The following is an 18,304-nucleotide window of genomic DNA, read 5'->3' as shown; positions in this document are numbered from 1 at the left end:
AATGAACATGACAGAAAGCTATATTCAACAACTTTTTGCGGAAAGAATTGGTGGAAACCAATATGGAAAGAAGAATGAGATTTATAAGTTTGAAAAGATTAAACGAGCTAAAAAAGAAGCAAAAGAGCGATTTCCTGAGGTGGAATTATTGGATTTAGGGGTTGGAGAACCTGATGCAATGGCTGATGAAGGGGTCATTCATACCTTATTTGAAGCGGCAAAAAATCCTGATAATCGAGGATATGCCGATAATGGGGGTAGAGCGTTTAAAGTAGCTGCTTCAGAGTACTTAAAAAATGTTTTTGGTGTAGATGGAATAGATCCAGACAAAGAAGTAGTTCATGTGATTGGGGCCAAATCAGCGTTATCGATGCTACCAAGTGCTTTTATCAATCCTGGGGATGTAACGCTTATGACTACTCCTGGCTATCCAATCTTAGGTACTCATACCAAGTGGTTAGGGGGAGAAGTCGTTCACCTTCCATTATTAAAAGAAAATGACTTTTTACCTGACCTTGATTCAATTGACAAAGAAACATTAAAAAGAACGAAATTATTATATTTGAACTATCCTAACAATCCGACAGGGGCAAGTGCTACTAGAGAGTTCTTTGAAAAAGTGGTTAAATTTGCTAAAGAAAATCAAATTATTGTCGTTCATGATGCTGCTTATGCCGCATTAGTTTTCGATGGTCAAAAACCGTTAAGCTTTTTATCTATTCCTGGAGCCAAAGAAGTTGGTATTGAAGTACATTCCTTATCCAAATCCTACAATATGACAGGTTGGAGGATTGGATTTGTAGCTGGAAATGAGCTTCTGGTTAAAGCATTTGCTGATGTAAAAGATAACAATGATTCAGGACAATTTCTTGCGATTCAGGAAGCAGCCATTTATGCTTTAAGGCATTCAGAAATTACCGAAAAAACTGCAGAAAAATATTCTCGTCGCCATGATTTATTGGCTCATACCTTAAATGATTTAGGTTTTCAAGCAAAAAAACCTAGAGGTTCTTTCTTTATGTATGTAGAAGCACCAAAAGGAATAAAAGGGGGATTACGTTTTAATACAGCCGAGGACTTTTCTCAATATTTAATTAAAGAAAAATTAATCTCTACTGTTCCTTGGGATGATGCAGGTCATTTTGTGCGTTTTTCAGTCACTTTTGTGGCCAAAGATGAGCAGGATGAGCTTCGTGTAATGAACGAAATTAGGAATCGTCTATCTTCTGTTGAATTTGAATTTTAATGCTATTCTTTTGCGGCGTATAACGAAGTTTTTCAAAGAAAACTGACCCTATTGGGTTGGTTTTCTTTATTTTTTCGCTATATTTGACTATATTTATACGTAAAGACTTGTACGATGATCTAAAATTGATTAGAATAATGTCATGGATGTGATATAGATGATCAAAAGCATGACTGGATATGGTAGAGCAGAATCTAGTTTTCAGGGTTTAAAGTGGTCAGTAGAGATTCGTTCTGTTAATCATCGATATAATGAAATCATGTTTAAGATGCCAAAAGAATGGATGGCCATTGAAGAACAAATGAAGAAAATCATCCAAACCAATGTGAAACGAGGAAAAGTGGATGTCTTCATTGTAGTCGGAAGGGATGACCAATCAAAGCAACCTATAAAAGTAGATTGGGAATTGTTAGATGAATACATAAAAGTGATTCAAGAGATAAAAAAACGTTTAAATCTTGAGGGTCAGCTAGTTTTAAAAGATCTTTTAACAGTCCCAGAACTCATTCAATTCGAGTTAGAATTTCCCGATATTGATCTGTTTGTTCCTGAAATTTTAAAGACTGTGGAATTAGCCTGTCAAAGCTTAATGACGATGAGGCTTCGAGAAGGTAATGCTTTGTATGAGGAATTGACCTCGCGCGTACATAAAATGATGGATTTATTAATTCAAATTGAAAATAGAGCACCACAAGTCATTGAGGATTATCGTCAAAAGTTAAAAACAAGAATCTCTGACTGGTTAAATGATACAGTTGAACTTGATGAGGCACGTTTTCTAAACGAAATCGCTTTTTTTACGGACAAAGCAAATATCGATGAGGAAATTACAAGACTTAGAAGTCATTTTCAACAATTTTTACTCATTATGGAACAGGATGAACCAATCGGAAGGAAATTAGACTTCTTGATTCAAGAGATGAATCGAGAAATGAACACGATTGGTTCGAAAGCAAATGATCTTCTCTTAAGCCAAATTGTTGTTGAGTTAAAAAGTGAATTAGAAAAAATAAGAGAACAAGTTCAAAACATTGAATAATAGGAAATAATCATATTTAGGAGGGTACATAGAATGTCTATTAAATTGATCAATATTGGTTTTGGAAACATTGTTTCAGCAAACCGTATTATTTCCATTGTTAGTCCAGAATCAGCACCAATCAAGCGCATTATTCAAGAAGCAAGAGATCGTGGAATGCTAATCGATGCTACCTACGGTAGAAGAACAAGAGCGGTGATTATTACAGATAGCGATCATGTGATTTTATCTGCTGTACAGCCCGAAACGGTTGCCCATCGCCTTAACTCAAAAGATGATGTGAGTGAAGAGTAGCTAGGAGTGTATTCAAATGTTCTTACAAAAAGGAATGTTAATTGTTTTATCAGGCCCTTCGGGTGTGGGAAAGGGCACGGTCTGTTCTTTGCTTCGCCATGAGCAACCTGATATTATTTATTCTGTATCTGCCACTACAAGAAAACCACGTGCAGGGGAAGAAAATGGTGTTAACTATTTTTTTAAATCCCGCGAAGAATTTGAAAAAATGATAAAAGAGGATCAATTGCTTGAATGGGCAGAATACGTAGGAAATTATTATGGAACTCCTAGGGGCTTTGTAGAACAAACCGTACAAACAGGAAAAGATATCATATTAGAGATTGAAGTACAAGGGGCTTTAAAGGTAAAAGAAAAATATCCTGAAGGAATTTTTATTTTTCTTATGCCTCCATCTTTAGCTGAATTAAAAAATCGTATTATACATCGTGGGACAGAATCGGATGAAAGTCTAATGAATCGACTTAATGCAGCTAGAAATGAATTGCAAATGATGAAACATTATGATTATGCAGTGGTTAATGATGAAGTATCAAAAGCAGTGAAAAGAATTCAAGCGATTATTGAAGCTGAACGTTTGCGAAAAGAACGAATCTTACCATATTATGAACAATGGTTAAAGGAGGAATTATAATGCTATATCCATCAATTGATAAATTATTAGAAAAAGTAGATAGTAAATATTCTTTGGTTGTTGCTGCTAGTAGAAGAGCTAGAGTATTAAGAGATGGAGAACCCTTACTTGTTGAACGTGCAAAATCAAATAAGTATGTGGGTAAAGCTTTAGAAGAGATCTATGATGAGAAAATAATTGTAGAGAATAAATAATGAAGAAATTGAAAAAAATAACAACCCGCTTGGTTGTTATTTTTTTCAATTCCACCTTAATACAAGGGTCATTTCACTCCCTTGTAAGCATAAGGAGCGTTGAAAATGAAGGGGAAAAATATCTTATTAGGAATATCAGGAGGGATCGCTGCTTTTAAAGCAGCATCTTTAGTTAGTCAATTAACCAAAAAAGGTGCCAATGTGCAAGTGATCATGACAGAATCAGCAACCAAGTTTATTACACCACTCACTTTGCAAACCTTATCAAGAAACCATGTTTTTATCGATACATTTGATGAAAAAGACCCCAAAGGAGTTTCACATATTGATCTTGCTGACAACGCAGACCTCAGCGTGGTTGCTCCAGCAACAGCCAATGTCATTGGTAAATTAGCACATGGGATTGCCGATGATATGTTAACAACTACATTATTAGCTGTAACAAGCCCAATCTTCATAGCACCTGCGATGAATGTACATATGTATCAACATCCTGCAGTTGAAGAAAACATGAGAATACTAAGAGCACGCGGAATTCGCTTTATTGAGCCAGAAGAAGGATTGTTGGCTTGTGGTTATGTTGGTAAAGGAAGATTGGCAGAACCCGAATTTATTGTAGAAAAGCTTGAGGAATTTCTAAATCAAAAGCAGGATTTAAAAGGGAAAAAATTCTTAATTACTGCTGGTGCGACAAGGGAAAAAATTGACCCGATTCGTTACTTTACCAATCGATCTACAGGAAAAATGGGGTATGCTTTGGCAGAAGCTGTATTAGAACGGGGGGGCGAAGTAATTCTAATCTCTGGAAAAAGCAATCTTCTTCCACCCGCTGGTGCACATTTTATTTCCGTTGAATCTGCTGAAGAGATGTATTTAGCGGTGATGAACCAGCTTAATCAGGCGGATGTGATTATTAAAACAGCTGCAGTTGCCGACTATCGTCCAAAAGAAGTTTACCCACATAAATTTAAGAAAAAAGAAGGTTCCTGGGTGATTGAGATGGAGAGAACCAAAGATATTGCTTTAGAAGTAGGGGAACGGAAAAGAAATGACCAATTTTTTGTAGGATTTGCAGCAGAATCTGAGGATTTATTAGAACAGGCAAAAGGAAAATTATTGAAGAAAAATATGGATATGATCGTTGCCAACCATATTTTAATGGAAGGTGCCGGTTTTGAACAAGATACCAATGTCGTTACAGTAATTACAAAAAAAGGAGAACAAATCAACTTTCCAAAATTAAGCAAAAAAGAATTAGCACATCATATTCTCACTGAAATCAATAAAAGAATAGTAGGGGAATGATTTAGAGTGTATGCAACGGTAGTGATTGATATTCCGGATTTGTCCCACCAAGGATTTGATTATGCAATCCCCAAACATTTGTTATCAAGGGTTGAACCGGGGGTACGCGTATTGGTTCCATTAGGTTCAAGGACAACAGAAGGCTTTGTACTTGACCTTCATTCCTCAACAGACGTGAAGCAAGTGAGGCCTATTAAAGAAGTTTTGGACCTTGAGCCATCCTTTACAACGGAGTTAATCGAATTAGGAAAATGGATGAGTCAATATTATACAAGTCATCTTTTTAGAACGATGCAAATGTTACTCCCATCAGCACTTAAAACAAAAATAGAGCAAGCGATATCCATTGGTGAAAATGAGGAAGAAGGTCAACTCTCTAGAGAAGAATTAGAGATTAAACACTGGGTTAGTGAGAATGAACCAGTTAAACAATCGCAACTTTTAAAACAATTTCCTGATCGATCTCATCTGCTTAAATCTTTGATCAAAAAAGAGGTACTAAGACTAGATAAACAAATCAAAAATAAGGCAACAAAGAAAAAAATAAATGTTGTTCAATTGAAGATGCCATCAGAGCAATTACTTTTAGAAATCTCCAGTTTTCCAAAACAGGCAACAAAGCAAAGACAGATTTTGGAGTACTTTTTAATCAATCAAGCTGAAGAAATGGAGTTGGCTTTCCTTCTAGCTACTTTAAAAGTGACCCGTTCCACTGTTCAAACGTTAATCAAAAGGGGTTATTTGCAAATCACTGAAAAAGAACAGGGAAGAGACCCATACAAAGATCGCCATTTTCATGATAAAGAAGTTCAATTAACCGCTGAACAAGAAGGGGTATTACAACAAATCATTCAATCTTTCCAAAATGGTAGGAAAAGTCCTTTTCTTTTACATGGAGTAACGGGAAGTGGGAAAACAGAGATTTACCTACAGGTCATTGAACATCATTTAGAGAAAGGAAAAGATTCGATTGTTCTTGTCCCGGAAATCTCGTTAACACCTCAGATGGTTGAACGTTTCAAAGGAAGGTTTGGATCTCTAGTTGCTGTATTACATAGTCGTTTATCTCAAGGAGAAAGACTTGATGAATGGCGAAAAATTCAACGAGGAGAGGCAAAAATTGTAGTAGGAGCTAGGTCTGCTATTTTTGCACCATTTAAAGATTTGGGACTTATTATTATTGATGAAGAACATGAAAGCTCTTATAAACAAGAAGAACATCCAAAATATCATGCTAGGGAGATTGCCTTGTGGCGACAAAACTATCACCAAGCGACCGTTATTCTTGGAAGTGCAACGCCTTCCATGGAGTCTTATTACGAAGCGATCCATCAGCGTTATCATTTGGTAGAATTGCCGAATCGAGTATTAGGTAGAGCTTTGCCTACCATTCATATCGTTGATATGAGGGAGGAGCTAAGAAAAGGAAACCGGTCCATGTTTAGTCATGCACTACAAGAAAAAATCGAGGATCGGTTAGACAAAAAAGAACAAATCGTTTTATTCTTAAATCGCAGAGGGTACTCTACATTTGTCATGTGTCGTTCTTGTGGTTATGTGATGAAATGCCCACATTGTGAGATTTCTTTAACCTACCACCAAACAAATCATGTTTTACGCTGCCACTATTGTGGGTATGCTGAACATGAACCCAAAAATTGTCCTGAATGCGGTAGCTCTCATATTCGCTACTTTGGTACTGGAACGCAAAAAGTAGAGGAAGAATTAGCAAGGAGATTTCCAGGTGTTAGAGTGATTCGGATGGATGTAGATACCACAAGTAAAAAAGGGTCTCACGAAAAACTTCTGACGTCGTTTCGCAAACACGAGGCAGACATTCTTTTAGGTACGCAAATGATTGCCAAGGGATTAGATTTTCCTAAAGTTACTTTAGTAGGAGTGATTGCTGCAGATACAATGCTACGATTACCAGACTTTCGAGCGGCAGAGCGAACCTTTCAATTATTAACACAGGTAGGCGGAAGAGCCGGGAGACATGAATTGGCTGGTGATGTGGTGATTCAAACCTATACGCCTGAACATTATAGTATTCAACATGCTAGTCAACATGATTTTCAATCCTTTTTCCAACAAGAATTAAAACATCGAGAAATGATGGATTATCCTCCATTTAGAAAATTGATTGCGATTCAATTGAGTCATCCCGAACTATCGGTCGTCATGAAGGCAAGTGAACGTCTAGTTAGGGAAATGAAAGCGTTGGTTTCTGCAAATGTTGAAGTTTTGGGTCCAGTAACTGCACCCATTTCACGCATAAAAGATAGATATCGGTTTCAATGCATGATAAAATATAATGATGAATCATCTATTATGATATGGATTCAGCAAGCGATTAAACATGTAAATGAAGCATTGAAAGATCGGCAATTGTTGATCAGTATAGATGTAGACCCCTATGTATTAATGTAAGGAGGGAATCAAATGGCAATTCGAGTGATTTTAAAAGATACAGATCCACTATTAAGACAAATTTCCAAACCGGTAGAAGAAATTACCCCACGCATCCATAAGTTACTAGACGATATGGCCGAAACCATGTACGATGCAGAAGGCGTAGGGTTAGCTGCCCCCCAAATCGCTATTTTAAAACGTGTGATTGTGATTGATATAGGTGAGGGGCTCATTGAACTTATCAATCCTGAAATTATTGAAAAAGATGGCGTTCAGATAGGGCCAGAGGGTTGTTTAAGTGTACCAGGTGTAGTAGGAAAAGTCTCAAGAGCAGAACATGTGAAAGTTAAAGCCTTGGATCGAAACGGTAAAGAGAGAATTTATGAGGGGCATGGATTATTGGCGAGAGCATTCCAACATGAAATTGATCATTTAAATGGAATTTTATTTACTGACTTAGCAGAGGAATATTATAAAGAAGATTTAAACCTATAGGAGTGAAGTTGATGCGTATCGTCTTTATGGGCACCCCAGATTTTGCGGTGCCCTCTTTACAACATTTAGTCAATGAAGGTTATCAAGTGGTAGGTGTTGTAACACAACCAGATCGTCCAAAGGGAAGAAAACAAATCATGACACCTCCACCAGTTAAAGTACTAGCAGAACAATTAGGGATTGAAGTTTTTCAACCGGTAAAAATTAAAGAGGAGACGGCGATACAACATGTATTGCAATGGGAACCTGATTTAATTATAACGGCAGCTTATGGCCAAATTATCCCAGTTGCGATTCTTGAAAAGCCAAGGTTCAAAGCGATTAATGTTCATGCTTCTCTTTTACCAAAGTATCGTGGAGCGGCTCCTATTCATCAAAGTATTATTCAAGGTGAAAAGGAAACAGGGATTACCATTATGTATATGGTAAAAGAGTTAGATGCAGGAGATATCTTAACCCAAGTAAGAGTTCCTATTGAAGAGAAAGATACTGTAGGTAGCTTACATGATAAATTAAGTCAGGCAGGCTCCAAGCTTTTAATTGAAACGATCAGACAAATTGAGTCCGGAGAAATAAACCCCATTCCCCAACAACATGAACTAGCAACTTATGCTCCAACATTAAAAAGAGAAGATGAAAGAATTAATTGGAATAAAACGAATAGAGAAATCTATAATCAAATTCGTGGTTTAAATCCTTGGCCAGTCGCTTTCACCACCTTTCGAGATGAAGTGTTTAAGATATGGTGGGCAGAACCTGTTGATACTAGCCATCAAGAAAAGCCTGGTACCGTACTTTTAGTGGACAAGGGTGAATGTCTTATTGCGACAGGAAATGGGGCAATTGCCTTAAAGGAAGTTCAACCGGCTGGAAAAAGAAAGATGGATATCAGCTCTTTTTTACAGGGTACAACAGTAGCAAAAGGAGAAAAAATGGGTGACAGCAATGAACAAGAAATGGACAGCTAGGGAAGTTTCCTTAGAGGTTTTGACCAAAGTCGATAAAGATAAAGCCTATAGTAATCTACAACTCAATCAAGCGCTAAAAGAGGCCAATTTATCTCGAGTAGATGCTAATTTTGCTACAGAGTTGATTTATGGTACGATTCAGCATCTAAATACAATTGATTGGATTCTACAACCTTTTTTAAAGACCAGTAAATTAGAAAGCTGGGTCCGAAGTTTGCTTCGTTTAAGTGTTTACCAAATATGGTATCTAGACCGAGTTCCTGTACATGCAATTGTAAATGAAGCAGTTAATCTTGCAAAGAAAAAAGGGCACAAAGGGATCGCTAGCTTGGTAAACGGTGTGTTAAGAAACATCATTCGGAATAAAGATCAGATTCGATTTCCTACTGATTTGAACGATGTGAAACGTATTGCTCTCGAGCATTCTCACCCTGATTGGTTAGTGGAACGGTTGATTCGTGATTATGGCATAGAAGAAGCAGAAGAAGTTTGTCGCTCTAACAACATAGCTCCCCATACTTCAATTCGGGTTAATCCTTTAAAGATTACTAGGGATGAAATGATGGAAAAAATAAAAGAGGAATTAGGAGAGGACACAGAAGTTCTTCCATCTCCTCTATCAGAACAAGGGATTCGAGTAAAAGGTAGAGGCAATCTTGCAATTACCCATTGGTACAAAGATGGGTATTTTACTATTCAGGATGAAAGCTCAATGCTTGTTGCACATGTAGTAGACCCAAAACCCGGTATGTTCGTTCTTGATGCTGCAGCTGCTCCAGGAGGAAAAACGACACATCTAGCAGAACTCATGCAAAATCAAGGGAAAATTATTGCAGCGGATTTACATAAACATAAAATCAAATTGATTGAAGAACAACAAGAAAGACTTGGCTTACATATCATTGAAACCCTTCATTCGGATGCTAGGAAAATCAAAGAACAATTTGGACAAGTGTTTGATCGTATTCTATTAGATGTTCCTTGTTCTGGATTAGGGGTTATACGTAGGAAACCTGATTTAAAATGGGTTAAAGCAGAAACAGATATTGAAGAATTGACGAAGATTCAAAAAGATATTTTAAAAAACGTATCTCTTTTATTAAAACCAGGCGGGATTCTCGTATATAGTACTTGTACAATGACTACTGAGGAGAATCAAAAAATAGTGGGAGAGTTTATAGAACAACATTCGGACTTCAGGCTAGATCAGCAGATTGCCAATGTATTACCAAAGGCGATCAATGAGAAACTAGATACAAGACAAGGAATGATTCAAATTCTACCTCATTACTTTGATAGCGATGGCTTTTTCATTAGTCGGATCCTTAGAATAAAGTAGTGAAATTTGTTAAGAAACGGTGATTAACAACATGGAGAAAACAAATATTTATGATTTAACTTTTGAAGAATGGGAAAATTGGCTAAAAGAAAACCAAGAGCCTGCTTATCGTGCAAAACAAATTTTTGATTGGTTATACGTAAAAAGGGTTGATTCAATAGAACAGATGACTAATTTATCAAAAACACTTCGGCAAAAATTAGAGGATCAGTTCGAATTTCAAGCCCTTCATACTCTTAATCAGCACACATCTCAAGATGGAACAGTGAAATTCCTATTTCAACTCTATGATGGTCATGCGATAGAAACGGTGATTATGCGACATGATTATGGGAATAGCGTTTGTGTTACGACACAGGTAGGATGTAAGATGGGATGTACCTTTTGTGCCTCAACATTGGGAGGTGTTGCTAGAAATCTTACCCCTGGAGAAATTGTTGCCCAAGTGGTTGAATCACAAAAAATTCTTGATAAAGAAGAGGGTAGGGTTAGTAGCATCGTTGTCATGGGTTCAGGTGAACCTTTTGATAACTATGAGCCTACGATTCAATTTATCCGAATCGTGAATGACAATAGGGGGCTAAATATTGGTCAAAGACATATTACCGTTTCTACCAGTGGAATTATTCCACGGATTTATGATTTTGCTAATCTAAAATGGCAAGTAGGTTTTGCGGTTTCTTTACATGCACCAAATGATGAATTAAGAACACGTTTAATGCCTATTAACCGAAAATATCCATTAAAGAAGCTCATGGAAGCATGTCATTATTATGTAAATACCACAAATCGACGAATTACATTCGAATATGCTTTAATGGGAAACGTAAATGATCAGGATGAACATGCAGAAGAATTAGCCAATTTAATTAAAGATTTGAAATGTCATGTAAACCTAATTCCTGTAAACCATGTACCAGAAAGAGATTATGTAAGAACACCTAGAAATCAAATTTTTAATTTCAAAAAAATCCTTGAAAAACATAAAGTAAATGTGACCATAAGAAGGGAACAAGGTGGAGATATTGAAGCAGCGTGTGGTCAATTACGGGCAAAACATATAAAACACGAATTTAAACTATGAGGTGAGGAGTTTGTTAGCTGCGGTTCGGTCAGATGTGGGCAAGGTAAGAGAAATCAATGAAGATTGTGTGTACTTGAGTGAACCTTATACCAATGAATTGATGATCGCTATTGTTGCTGATGGTATGGGGGGACACTTGGCTGGAGAGATTGCAAGTAAGACAGCAGTCGAAACGATCTATCAAGAATTACAATCAACGATTCAAGAACAACGAACAATTGAAGAATATCAAAACGCCTTAGAATTCGTAATCCGCCAAGCCAATTCTAAGGTTTACCAGCAATCGATAAATCAAGAAGATTATCGGGGAATGGGAACAACCATTATCGCATCCATCATCAGTCCTCAATGGATTATTATAGGCCATATTGGGGATAGTCGTGCTTATTTATTTACTGAAAACCAGGTTAAACAACTTACGACTGACCATTCCTTAGTGAATGAATTATTAAAAAGTGGCCAAATTTCTCAAGAAGAAGCGATAAACCATCCTAAAAAGAATGTATTAACTAGGGCATTAGGTACTGATGAAAATGTAAAAATTGATATGCATGTTATCGAATGGAGTCAAGATCAAACTCTATTATTATGTACTGATGGTTTAACTAACCGCTTGTCTGAAGAGAAAATATTATCAGTAGTCAACCAAGCACGATTATCTCCGCAAGAGATTACAGATCATTTGGTTGAATTAGCCAATCAAGCAGGTGGAGAAGACAATATTTCTGTGATTGTCATTCGCCATGATTAAATGAATTGGCTCAGGAAAAGAGGTGATCTGAATTGATAGGCATCCTATTAGCAAACCGATACAAGATTGTGGAGAAAATTGGCGGAGGTGGCATGGCTGACGTTTTTCGGGCAATAGATGAAGTTCTTCAAGAAGAAGTTGCTGTTAAGGTTTTACGTCAGCAATATGTACATGATGATGACTTTGTTAAGAGATTTCGTAGGGAAGCCCATTCTGTAGCTAGTTTATCCCATGAAAATGTCGTTAAGATTTTTGATATTGGGGAAGAAAAAGAAATCTACTATATTGTTATGGAATATGTGAAGGGCTCAACTTTAAAAGAAGTGATTCAACGAAAAGGAAAACTTCCAATAAAAGAGGCCTTAAAGATTGCTGAACAGATTGCGTTAGCATTAGATCATGCGCATCAACATCATATTATACATCGTGATATTAAACCTCATAATATTTTAATTGGAAATCAAGGTCAAGTAAAAGTAACGGATTTTGGAATTGCCAGAGCTGTTTCCTCAGCAACGATTACACAAACAGGGTCAGTTTTAGGTTCTGTCCATTATTTATCTCCTGAACAAGCTAGAGGGGGCTGGACTGACGAAAAAACAGATTTATATTCATTAGGTGTTGTCCTTTATGAGATGATTACTGGTAGTTTACCTTTTTCGGGGGATAGCCCTATTTCGGTCGCATTAAAACATTTACAGGAAAATTTTATCTATCCAAGGGAACTTGATCCCAGTATTCCCCAAAGTGTAGAGAATATCATATTAAGAGCATTGATGAAAGATCCTTTAAAACGATATGCTTCAGCAGAAGAAATGTTCAAAGATATAAAGACTGCTTTAGACCCAAAACGTATCCACGAGCCAAGGATCCTTTTGGAAACAGATGTTTTTGATGATGATGAAGAAAATACAATAACCATACCTGCAATGAAGGAGTTTAATGCAAATGACGCATATTCTACCCAGTCACGCAAAAATAAAAAAAGGTCGTTACGGCCTAAATTAGTCCCGATTTTAACGATATTTTTCTTGTTATTGCTTGGTGTTTTTGGATTTCAGTATATAAGCAGTAAACTTGTCGTTCCAGAAATAGAAGCCCCTTTGCTAGAGGGAAAATCGAAAGAAGATGCAATTAAACTGCTTCAAGAATTAAATCTGACTTATAAAATAGAAGAAAAAACAGATCCAGTTGTAGAAAAGGGGAAAGTAATCAAACAAGAACCTTATCCAGGTGAAACGATGAAAACAAGTCAGTCAATCACACTTTATATTAGTTTAGGTAAGGAAAAGGTAGCGATGCCAAATCTGCTGAATAAGCAGCAGCGGCAAGCAAAAATCTTTCTACAACAGCTAGGATTCAATGAAAATCATATTGAAATAAAAAAAGAATTTAATAATGAGGTCCCTAGTGGCGAAGTGTTCAAGCAAGAACCTAATGCTGAAGAGATGGTTGTACCTGATGAACAAAAAGTAATATTATTTATAAGTGAAGGAAAAGAACAATTGAAAATGCCAAATCTAATTGGAAGAGATGAAGCAGAAGCGGTTGCGATGGTCACAGCTATAGGTTTAGTACCTAGGGTACAAAAAGATTATTCTTACCAACAACCAGAAGGAAAAGTCTATCGACAATTTCCTTTTGATCCTAATCAGGAAGTGACTGCTGGAGATCAAGTGGATATTTATGTAAGCCTTGGATATCCTAAAGAATTAAAATCGATCTATAGCGATCTATTAGTTGATCTTGAGGAAGATGAAAGTGCAGAGATTACGATTATTCTACGTGATGCAAGGGGAAAAGATGTAATTTGGAAAAAGGAAACGATCACAGGACCGAAGTTTTACGATAATATAGAACTTCTACTATTGCCTGATCAACAAGGGACAATCAATGTTTATAAAAATGGTAAGCTAGTTAAAATGAAGACCGTTCAGTATTATTAAAATTGGAGGTACTTTATGCCTGAGGGGCAAATTGTAAAAGCTTTAAGTAGTTTTTATTATGTTGAGTCGGAAGGGAAAACCATTGCTTGTAAAGCTAGGGGTGTATTTAAATTACGCCAACAATCTCCTTTAGTAGGAGACTATGTAAGCTTTGATCAAGTGAATGAAGATGAAGGCTTTATCACAGAAATCAAAATAAGAAAAAATCAACTGATTCGTCCACCAATTAGCAATGTAGATCAAGCCATTTTGGTATTTTCAGCAAAAGAACCCGATGTTAGTACTTTATTATTAGATAAGTTTATTGTTCATGTTGAAAAGGCAGAAATTAAACCGATCATCTGCATTACAAAATTAGACTTATTAGACTTAGCTGAAGAAAATAAGTTGCAAAACCTGCTACAAACTTATGAACAGATGGAATATCCGATCATCAAAACGAGTAGCAAAAATGGAAAAGGCATAGAAGAACTGAATGAAATGTTAAAGAACAAGATTTCGGTGTTTGCAGGACAATCAGGTGTAGGAAAATCATCGTTATTAAATGCGATTTTGCCTGATTTACAATTAGAAACTTCCAATATTAGTTTCAAATTAGGCCGAGGAAAGCATACGACAAGAGTTGTTCAATTGATTCATTTACCAGAAGGCGGGATGGTGGCGGATACACCCGGATTTAGTCAACTAGATTTTCATGAGATTGAGTCAGAAGAATTAAATCAATTTTTTAAAGAAATCCATCAATTTTCAGATCAATGTCGATATAGAGGATGTTTACATCTGAATGAACCCGGTTGTGCTGTAAAAGAAGCGGTAAACGAGCAGTTGATTGATCGTGATCGCTATGAGCATTATATAAGCTTTTTAAAAGAGATAAAGGAAAAAGAAGAAAATAAGTGGAGGTAATTGCTTGTGGTTAAAATTGCACCATCCATTCTTTCTGCTAATTTTGCAAAACTAGGGGAAGAGATTCTATCCGTTGAACAGGCAGGCGCTGATCTCCTGCATATTGATGTAATGGATGGACATTTTGTTCCTAATCTTACAATTGGGCCTCTAATTGTAGAATCAATAAAACCTATTACAAAATTGCCATTAGATGTTCATTTGATGATCGAAAATCCAGATCAATATATTGAGCATTTTGCAAAAAGCGGTGCCGACATAATCTCGGTACATGCTGAAGCAACCGATCATTTGCACCGAACTATTCATTTGATCAAAAAGTTTGGAGTGAAAGCTTCTGTTGCCATCAATCCAGCTACTCCATTAGATCAATTAGAATATGTTCTTGATGACCTAGATATGGTACTGATCATGACAGTAAATCCAGGATTTGGAGGGCAGTCTTTTATTCCTGCTACTCTTCCAAAGATAAAGAAGTTAAAGGATATAATTAATGAAAGAGGTTTATCTTTAGGTATTGAAGTAGACGGAGGAATCAATGACAAGACTTATCAATCTGTGATTGGAGCAGGGGCCAATGTATTAGTCGCAGGTTCCTTTGTGTTTGGACAAAATGATCGAATCAAAGCCATCACTAGTTTAAAAGGATAAGAAATAAGGGGATAACACAACGCTTCCCCCTATTTTTATCGGTAAAATATAACTTTTTTTTCATTATTATAACAGAACCCCACAAAAGTAATCGGAATACGCTTTGAAGGAGATCGTCACTTTTGTGGGTTATCTTTGATTTTTGGAATCAGTTTGAAAATCTCCCCTGACTCAAAAGTGTCGATTAGTTTTTCTAACCAAAAATAATAGCTTTCAGCTTCTTCTAGCTTTTTTAAGTCTAATTGGGCGAGCTCTCTGATTTCTTGTATAGTTTCCTTTCGTTCTATCAAATAACTATAATCTTGTTTTGATTTTTCAATAGCTGCTAAGTTGATTTCAATAGCCCTTTTCCACTTTGTAGAGAAAAAATCAAAAAAGGTTTTATACCAGTCTCCTTCTGCTTGGTAAAGATCCTTTCTTACACCTTTTTTCCAAACCTTATGTACCATCTTTGTATCTAATAAAGTTCGAACTCCAGTACTCATACTGGTTTTACTCATACCTAAGCTTTCCCGCATTTCATCAAGGGTTAAGGCACGATCAGAAAAATAAAGAGTACCATATAATCTACCTATAGAGTCTGTAATCCCATATAAGTCCATGTTATCAGCAATCGATTGAATGACCCTTTCCCGAGCCTCTTCTAAGATTTGTTGATCATCTCTCATTGATGGATCAGCTCCCCATCTTAACGTCTATTTATTCATTCAAACTAAAAAAAATGATTATACTAAAATGTACTTTTCTTATTAAAACATTCGATTTTTATTGTAACTAATTGAGCCATTTCAGTAAAGAGTTAAGATAGGTATCATATGGCAGGATCTGAAAGGATTTCTAAGTATACATTAAAATAATTTTGTACAGTTTTTTCTGAATGAACAATATAAAAGGAAATAACGGAATATGATGTTTGTTTCTTATTCGAGGTTTTCTTAAAATAAAAAAGTAGTCATTTGAAATGTGCTTCGAGAAGAGGTGGATTATGGAGAAGATATTAGAGGTGAAAAATTTAACTAAAATTTTTGGTCACAACCCCAGTAAAGCAATTGAAATGTTAAATAAAGGAATCGATAAAAATACAATCTTAAATCAAACAGGATTAACAGTAGGAGTAAATCAAGCGAACTTTGATGTTTATCAGGGTGAAATATTTGTGATTATGGGATTATCAGGTAGTGGTAAGTCTACATTAGTGCGAATGCTTAATCGATTAATTGAACCCACAGCTGGCCAGATATGGATTCAAAATGAGGAAATCACGAAGATGAGACAAGATCAACTTCGAGAGGTAAGAAGGAAAAAGATTAGTATGGTATTCCAACGGTTTGCGCTATTTCCTCATAAAACTGTTCTTGAAAATGTGGAGTATGGATTAGAAATCCAAGGTTTACATAAGGATAGTAGGTTAAAACAAGCGAAACAGGCCTTAGAATTGGTCGGTTTGAAGGGTTGGGAACAACAATATCCTGATCAATTAAGTGGCGGAATGCAACAAAGGGTTGGACTAGCAAGGGCACTAGCAAATGATCCAGAAATTTTATTGATGGATGAAGCCTTTAGTGCTTTAGATCCTTTGATTCGAAAAGAAATGCAAGATGAATTAATTGAATTACAAGCTAAAATGAAAAAAACAATCATTTTTATTACACACGATTTGGATGAGGCATTAAGAATTGGCGACCGGATTGCATTGATGAAAGATGGATCAATTGTACAAATTGGTACGCCAGAAGAAATCATGATGAATCCAGCTAATGAGTATGTAGAACGATTTGTTGAAGATGTAGACTGGTCTAAAGTATTAACGGCAGCTAATGTAATGAAACGACCTGAGTCGGTAACGATTGAAAAAGATGGCCCTAGAGTCGCTTTAAAAAGAATGAGAGATTTGGGAATATCTAGTATTTATGTAGTCAATCGTTTAAAACAACTAGTTGGCGCGTTAACAGCAGAGGATGCAGATAGGGCAATAAAACAGAATTTACCTATTGATGTAGTCATGATAAAAGATGTGCTAAGGGTTAAGCCGGAAACGGTATTAAGTGACTTATTGCCTTTAGTTGCTGTAGCAAAAATACCAGTTGCTGTTGTCGATGAAGATAAACGTTTAAAAGGGGCAGTGATTCGTGGCGCAGTGATTGGAGCCTTATCAGGAAACGGGGTGAATGAAGATGGACCAATGGATGAATAATCACAAACTACCAATAAGAGAATGGATAGATCAAATAACTGAATTTATGACCACAGAGTACCAACCTTTTTTTGATGCCTTCAAAAAAGGTGTAGGTGTTCCTATTGATTCTCTTACCCATTTCTTGCAAACCATACCTATTCCAGTTTTCATCATTGGGATCGTCTTACTGTCCTGGTTATTAACAAAGAAAAAATCAATGACGATCTTTACTTTGATAGGATTTCTATACATTTATAATATGGATTTATGGAAAGAAACCATGGAAACTTTATCATTAGTTCTTTCTTCAGCTTTTATTTCTTTTATTATTGGAATCCCGATTGGTATTTGGTCAGCAAGAAATGATGTGGTAAGGGACTTTGTTACCCCAATTCTAGATATGATGCAAACCATGCCAGCCTTTGTTTACTTATTACCTGCAATAATGTTCTTTAGTATTGGAGTGGTACCGGGCGTGCTTTCATCTGTCGTATTTGCGATGCCTCCAACGATCCGATTAACGAATTTAGGCATTAGACAGGTACCTAGTGAATTAGTTGAAGCTGCAGATTCCTTTGGTTCTACAGGCGGACAAAAACTATGGAAGGTGCAAATCCCTTTAGCTTTGCCAACGATTATGGCAGGAATCAATCAAACGATTATGCTTTCGTTGTCCATGGTTGTTATTGCCTCAATGATTGGGGCTTCAGGATTGGGTGAAGTTGTCTTATATGCGGTTACCAATTTAGAAATTGGTGTTGGTTTTGAAGCAGGATTAGCAGTTGTTGTATTAGCTATTATTTTAGACCGCCTAACCCAAAACCTTGGTCAACGCAAAAATAATAGATAAAAAATAGGAGGGGA

The 18,304-nt window shown here is 36.3% G+C and carries 18 protein-coding genes; 17 read left to right on the top strand and 1 reads right to left on the bottom strand.

Translation table 11 applies throughout. From position 1 onward, the window contains the following. Positions 1-7 precede the first annotated feature (7 nt). The 15 genes from TEPIDINF_RS05565 (at position 8) to rpe (ending at position 15,264) form a co-directional block, all read left to right on the top strand. Positions 8-1,246: an LL-diaminopimelate aminotransferase gene (locus TEPIDINF_RS05565; protein ID WP_421691504.1), complete on the top strand. Its 1,239-nt coding sequence runs from the start codon at positions 8-10 to the stop codon at positions 1,244-1,246. Positions 1,247-1,403: 157 nt separating this feature from the next. Continuing rightward, positions 1,404-2,285 (top strand): YicC/YloC family endoribonuclease, encoded by an 882-nt coding sequence (locus tag TEPIDINF_RS05560; RefSeq protein WP_421691503.1) that lies wholly within the window; start codon positions 1,404-1,406, stop codon positions 2,283-2,285. Between the two features lie 33 nt (positions 2,286-2,318). Continuing rightward, positions 2,319-2,579 (top strand): extracellular matrix/biofilm regulator RemA, encoded by a 261-nt coding sequence (gene remA, locus TEPIDINF_RS05555; RefSeq protein ID WP_068724584.1) that lies wholly within the window; start codon positions 2,319-2,321, stop codon positions 2,577-2,579. A 16-nt stretch (positions 2,580-2,595) separates the two neighbouring features. Then, on the top strand, positions 2,596-3,213 hold the full coding sequence (gmk, locus tag TEPIDINF_RS05550; protein ID WP_068724582.1) for a guanylate kinase: 618 nt from the start codon (positions 2,596-2,598) through the stop codon (positions 3,211-3,213). After that, positions 3,213-3,407: a DNA-directed RNA polymerase subunit omega gene (rpoZ, locus tag TEPIDINF_RS05545; RefSeq protein ID WP_068724579.1), complete on the top strand. Its 195-nt coding sequence runs from the start codon at positions 3,213-3,215 to the stop codon at positions 3,405-3,407. Before gmk ends, rpoZ begins: the two co-directional genes overlap by 1 nt. A gap of 105 nt (positions 3,408-3,512) precedes the next feature. Continuing rightward, entirely contained in the window at positions 3,513-4,712 is a 1,200-nt protein-coding gene (gene coaBC / locus TEPIDINF_RS05540) for a bifunctional phosphopantothenoylcysteine decarboxylase/phosphopantothenate--cysteine ligase CoaBC (protein WP_069799635.1), read from the top strand. Positions 4,713-4,718: 6 nt separating this feature from the next. Then, entirely contained in the window at positions 4,719-7,142 is a 2,424-nt protein-coding gene (priA, locus tag TEPIDINF_RS05535; protein WP_069799637.1) for a primosomal protein N', read from the top strand. A gap of 12 nt (positions 7,143-7,154) precedes the next feature. Further along, positions 7,155-7,619, top strand: coding sequence for a peptide deformylase (gene def / locus TEPIDINF_RS05530; RefSeq protein ID WP_068724575.1), 465 nt, complete (start codon positions 7,155-7,157; stop codon positions 7,617-7,619). Between the two features lie 11 nt (positions 7,620-7,630). After that, positions 7,631-8,587, top strand: coding sequence for a methionyl-tRNA formyltransferase (gene fmt, locus TEPIDINF_RS05525; protein ID WP_068724572.1), 957 nt, complete (start codon positions 7,631-7,633; stop codon positions 8,585-8,587). Next, complete coding sequence (gene rsmB / locus TEPIDINF_RS05520) at positions 8,565-9,926, top strand: 16S rRNA (cytosine(967)-C(5))-methyltransferase RsmB (RefSeq protein ID WP_421692144.1); 1,362 nt, start codon at positions 8,565-8,567, stop codon at positions 9,924-9,926. Before fmt ends, rsmB begins: the two co-directional genes overlap by 23 nt. 31 nt (positions 9,927-9,957) lie before the next feature. After that, positions 9,958-11,010, top strand: coding sequence for a dual-specificity RNA methyltransferase RlmN (gene rlmN / locus TEPIDINF_RS05515; protein WP_068724570.1), 1,053 nt, complete (start codon positions 9,958-9,960; stop codon positions 11,008-11,010). Positions 11,011-11,020: 10 nt separating this feature from the next. Then, positions 11,021-11,761, top strand: a complete 741-nt coding sequence (locus tag TEPIDINF_RS05510) for a Stp1/IreP family PP2C-type Ser/Thr phosphatase (RefSeq protein WP_069799642.1) — start codon at positions 11,021-11,023, stop codon at positions 11,759-11,761. Between the two features lie 32 nt (positions 11,762-11,793). After that, a complete protein-coding gene (pknB, locus tag TEPIDINF_RS05505) occupies positions 11,794-13,707 on the top strand; it encodes a Stk1 family PASTA domain-containing Ser/Thr kinase (RefSeq protein ID WP_084818828.1) in 1,914 nt (637 codons plus the stop codon). Between the two features lie 15 nt (positions 13,708-13,722). Continuing rightward, on the top strand, positions 13,723-14,613 hold the full coding sequence (rsgA, locus tag TEPIDINF_RS05500; RefSeq protein ID WP_421691502.1) for a ribosome small subunit-dependent GTPase A: 891 nt from the start codon (positions 13,723-13,725) through the stop codon (positions 14,611-14,613). A 6-nt stretch (positions 14,614-14,619) separates the two neighbouring features. After that, positions 14,620-15,264 carry a ribulose-phosphate 3-epimerase gene (gene rpe, locus TEPIDINF_RS05495; protein WP_421691501.1) on the top strand — a complete coding sequence of 215 codons (645 nt, stop codon included), beginning with the start codon at positions 14,620-14,622 and terminating at the stop codon, positions 15,262-15,264. A 116-nt stretch (positions 15,265-15,380) separates the two neighbouring features. On the opposite strand, the gene cudC is transcribed toward rpe, so the two are convergent. Continuing rightward, positions 15,381-15,932, bottom strand: a complete 552-nt coding sequence (gene cudC, locus TEPIDINF_RS05490; RefSeq protein ID WP_068724560.1) for a choline uptake/conversion transcriptional regulator CudC — start codon at positions 15,930-15,932, stop codon at positions 15,381-15,383. A 317-nt stretch (positions 15,933-16,249) separates the two neighbouring features. Between cudC and proV the strand changes: the two genes are divergently transcribed. Together proV and TEPIDINF_RS05480 are read left to right on the top strand one after the other, a co-directional pair. Further along, positions 16,250-17,458 carry a glycine betaine/L-proline ABC transporter ATP-binding protein ProV gene (proV, locus tag TEPIDINF_RS05485; protein WP_069799648.1) on the top strand — a complete coding sequence of 403 codons (1,209 nt, stop codon included), beginning with the start codon at positions 16,250-16,252 and terminating at the stop codon, positions 17,456-17,458. Continuing rightward, positions 17,451-18,290: an ABC transporter permease gene (locus TEPIDINF_RS05480; protein WP_069799691.1), complete on the top strand. Its 840-nt coding sequence runs from the start codon at positions 17,451-17,453 to the stop codon at positions 18,288-18,290. The genes proV and TEPIDINF_RS05480 overlap by 8 nt, the downstream gene beginning before the upstream one ends. Positions 18,291-18,304: the final 14 nt, after the last annotated feature.

Origin of the sequence: Tepidibacillus infernus (assembly GCF_048898065.1) — a bacterium.
Lineage (GTDB): Bacteria > Bacillota > Bacilli > Tepidibacillales > Tepidibacillaceae > Tepidibacillus_B > Tepidibacillus_B infernus.
This window is presented reverse-complemented; position numbering and strand designations above follow the sequence as displayed.

Coding starts and splice junctions, on each gene's coding strand:
- TEPIDINF_RS05565 (WP_421691504.1), top strand. CDS start 8: ATGACAGAAAGCTATATTCAACAACTTTTTGCGGAAAGAATTGGTGGA.
- TEPIDINF_RS05560 (WP_421691503.1), top strand. CDS start 1,404: ATGATCAAAAGCATGACTGGATATGGTAGAGCAGAATCTAGTTTTCAG.
- remA (WP_068724584.1), top strand. CDS start 2,319: ATGTCTATTAAATTGATCAATATTGGTTTTGGAAACATTGTTTCAGCA.
- gmk (WP_068724582.1), top strand. CDS start 2,596: ATGTTCTTACAAAAAGGAATGTTAATTGTTTTATCAGGCCCTTCGGGT.
- rpoZ (WP_068724579.1), top strand. CDS start 3,213: ATGCTATATCCATCAATTGATAAATTATTAGAAAAAGTAGATAGTAAA.
- coaBC (WP_069799635.1), top strand. CDS start 3,513: ATGAAGGGGAAAAATATCTTATTAGGAATATCAGGAGGGATCGCTGCT.
- def (WP_068724575.1), top strand. CDS start 7,155: ATGGCAATTCGAGTGATTTTAAAAGATACAGATCCACTATTAAGACAA.
- fmt (WP_068724572.1), top strand. CDS start 7,631: ATGCGTATCGTCTTTATGGGCACCCCAGATTTTGCGGTGCCCTCTTTA.
- rsmB (WP_421692144.1), top strand. CDS start 8,565: ATGAACAAGAAATGGACAGCTAGGGAAGTTTCCTTAGAGGTTTTGACC.
- rlmN (WP_068724570.1), top strand. CDS start 9,958: ATGGAGAAAACAAATATTTATGATTTAACTTTTGAAGAATGGGAAAAT.
- rsgA (WP_421691502.1), top strand. CDS start 13,723: ATGCCTGAGGGGCAAATTGTAAAAGCTTTAAGTAGTTTTTATTATGTT.
- cudC (WP_068724560.1), bottom strand. CDS start 15,932: ATGAGAGATGATCAACAAATCTTAGAAGAGGCTCGGGAAAGGGTCATT.
- proV (WP_069799648.1), top strand. CDS start 16,250: ATGGAGAAGATATTAGAGGTGAAAAATTTAACTAAAATTTTTGGTCAC.
- TEPIDINF_RS05480 (WP_069799691.1), top strand. CDS start 17,451: ATGAATAATCACAAACTACCAATAAGAGAATGGATAGATCAAATAACT.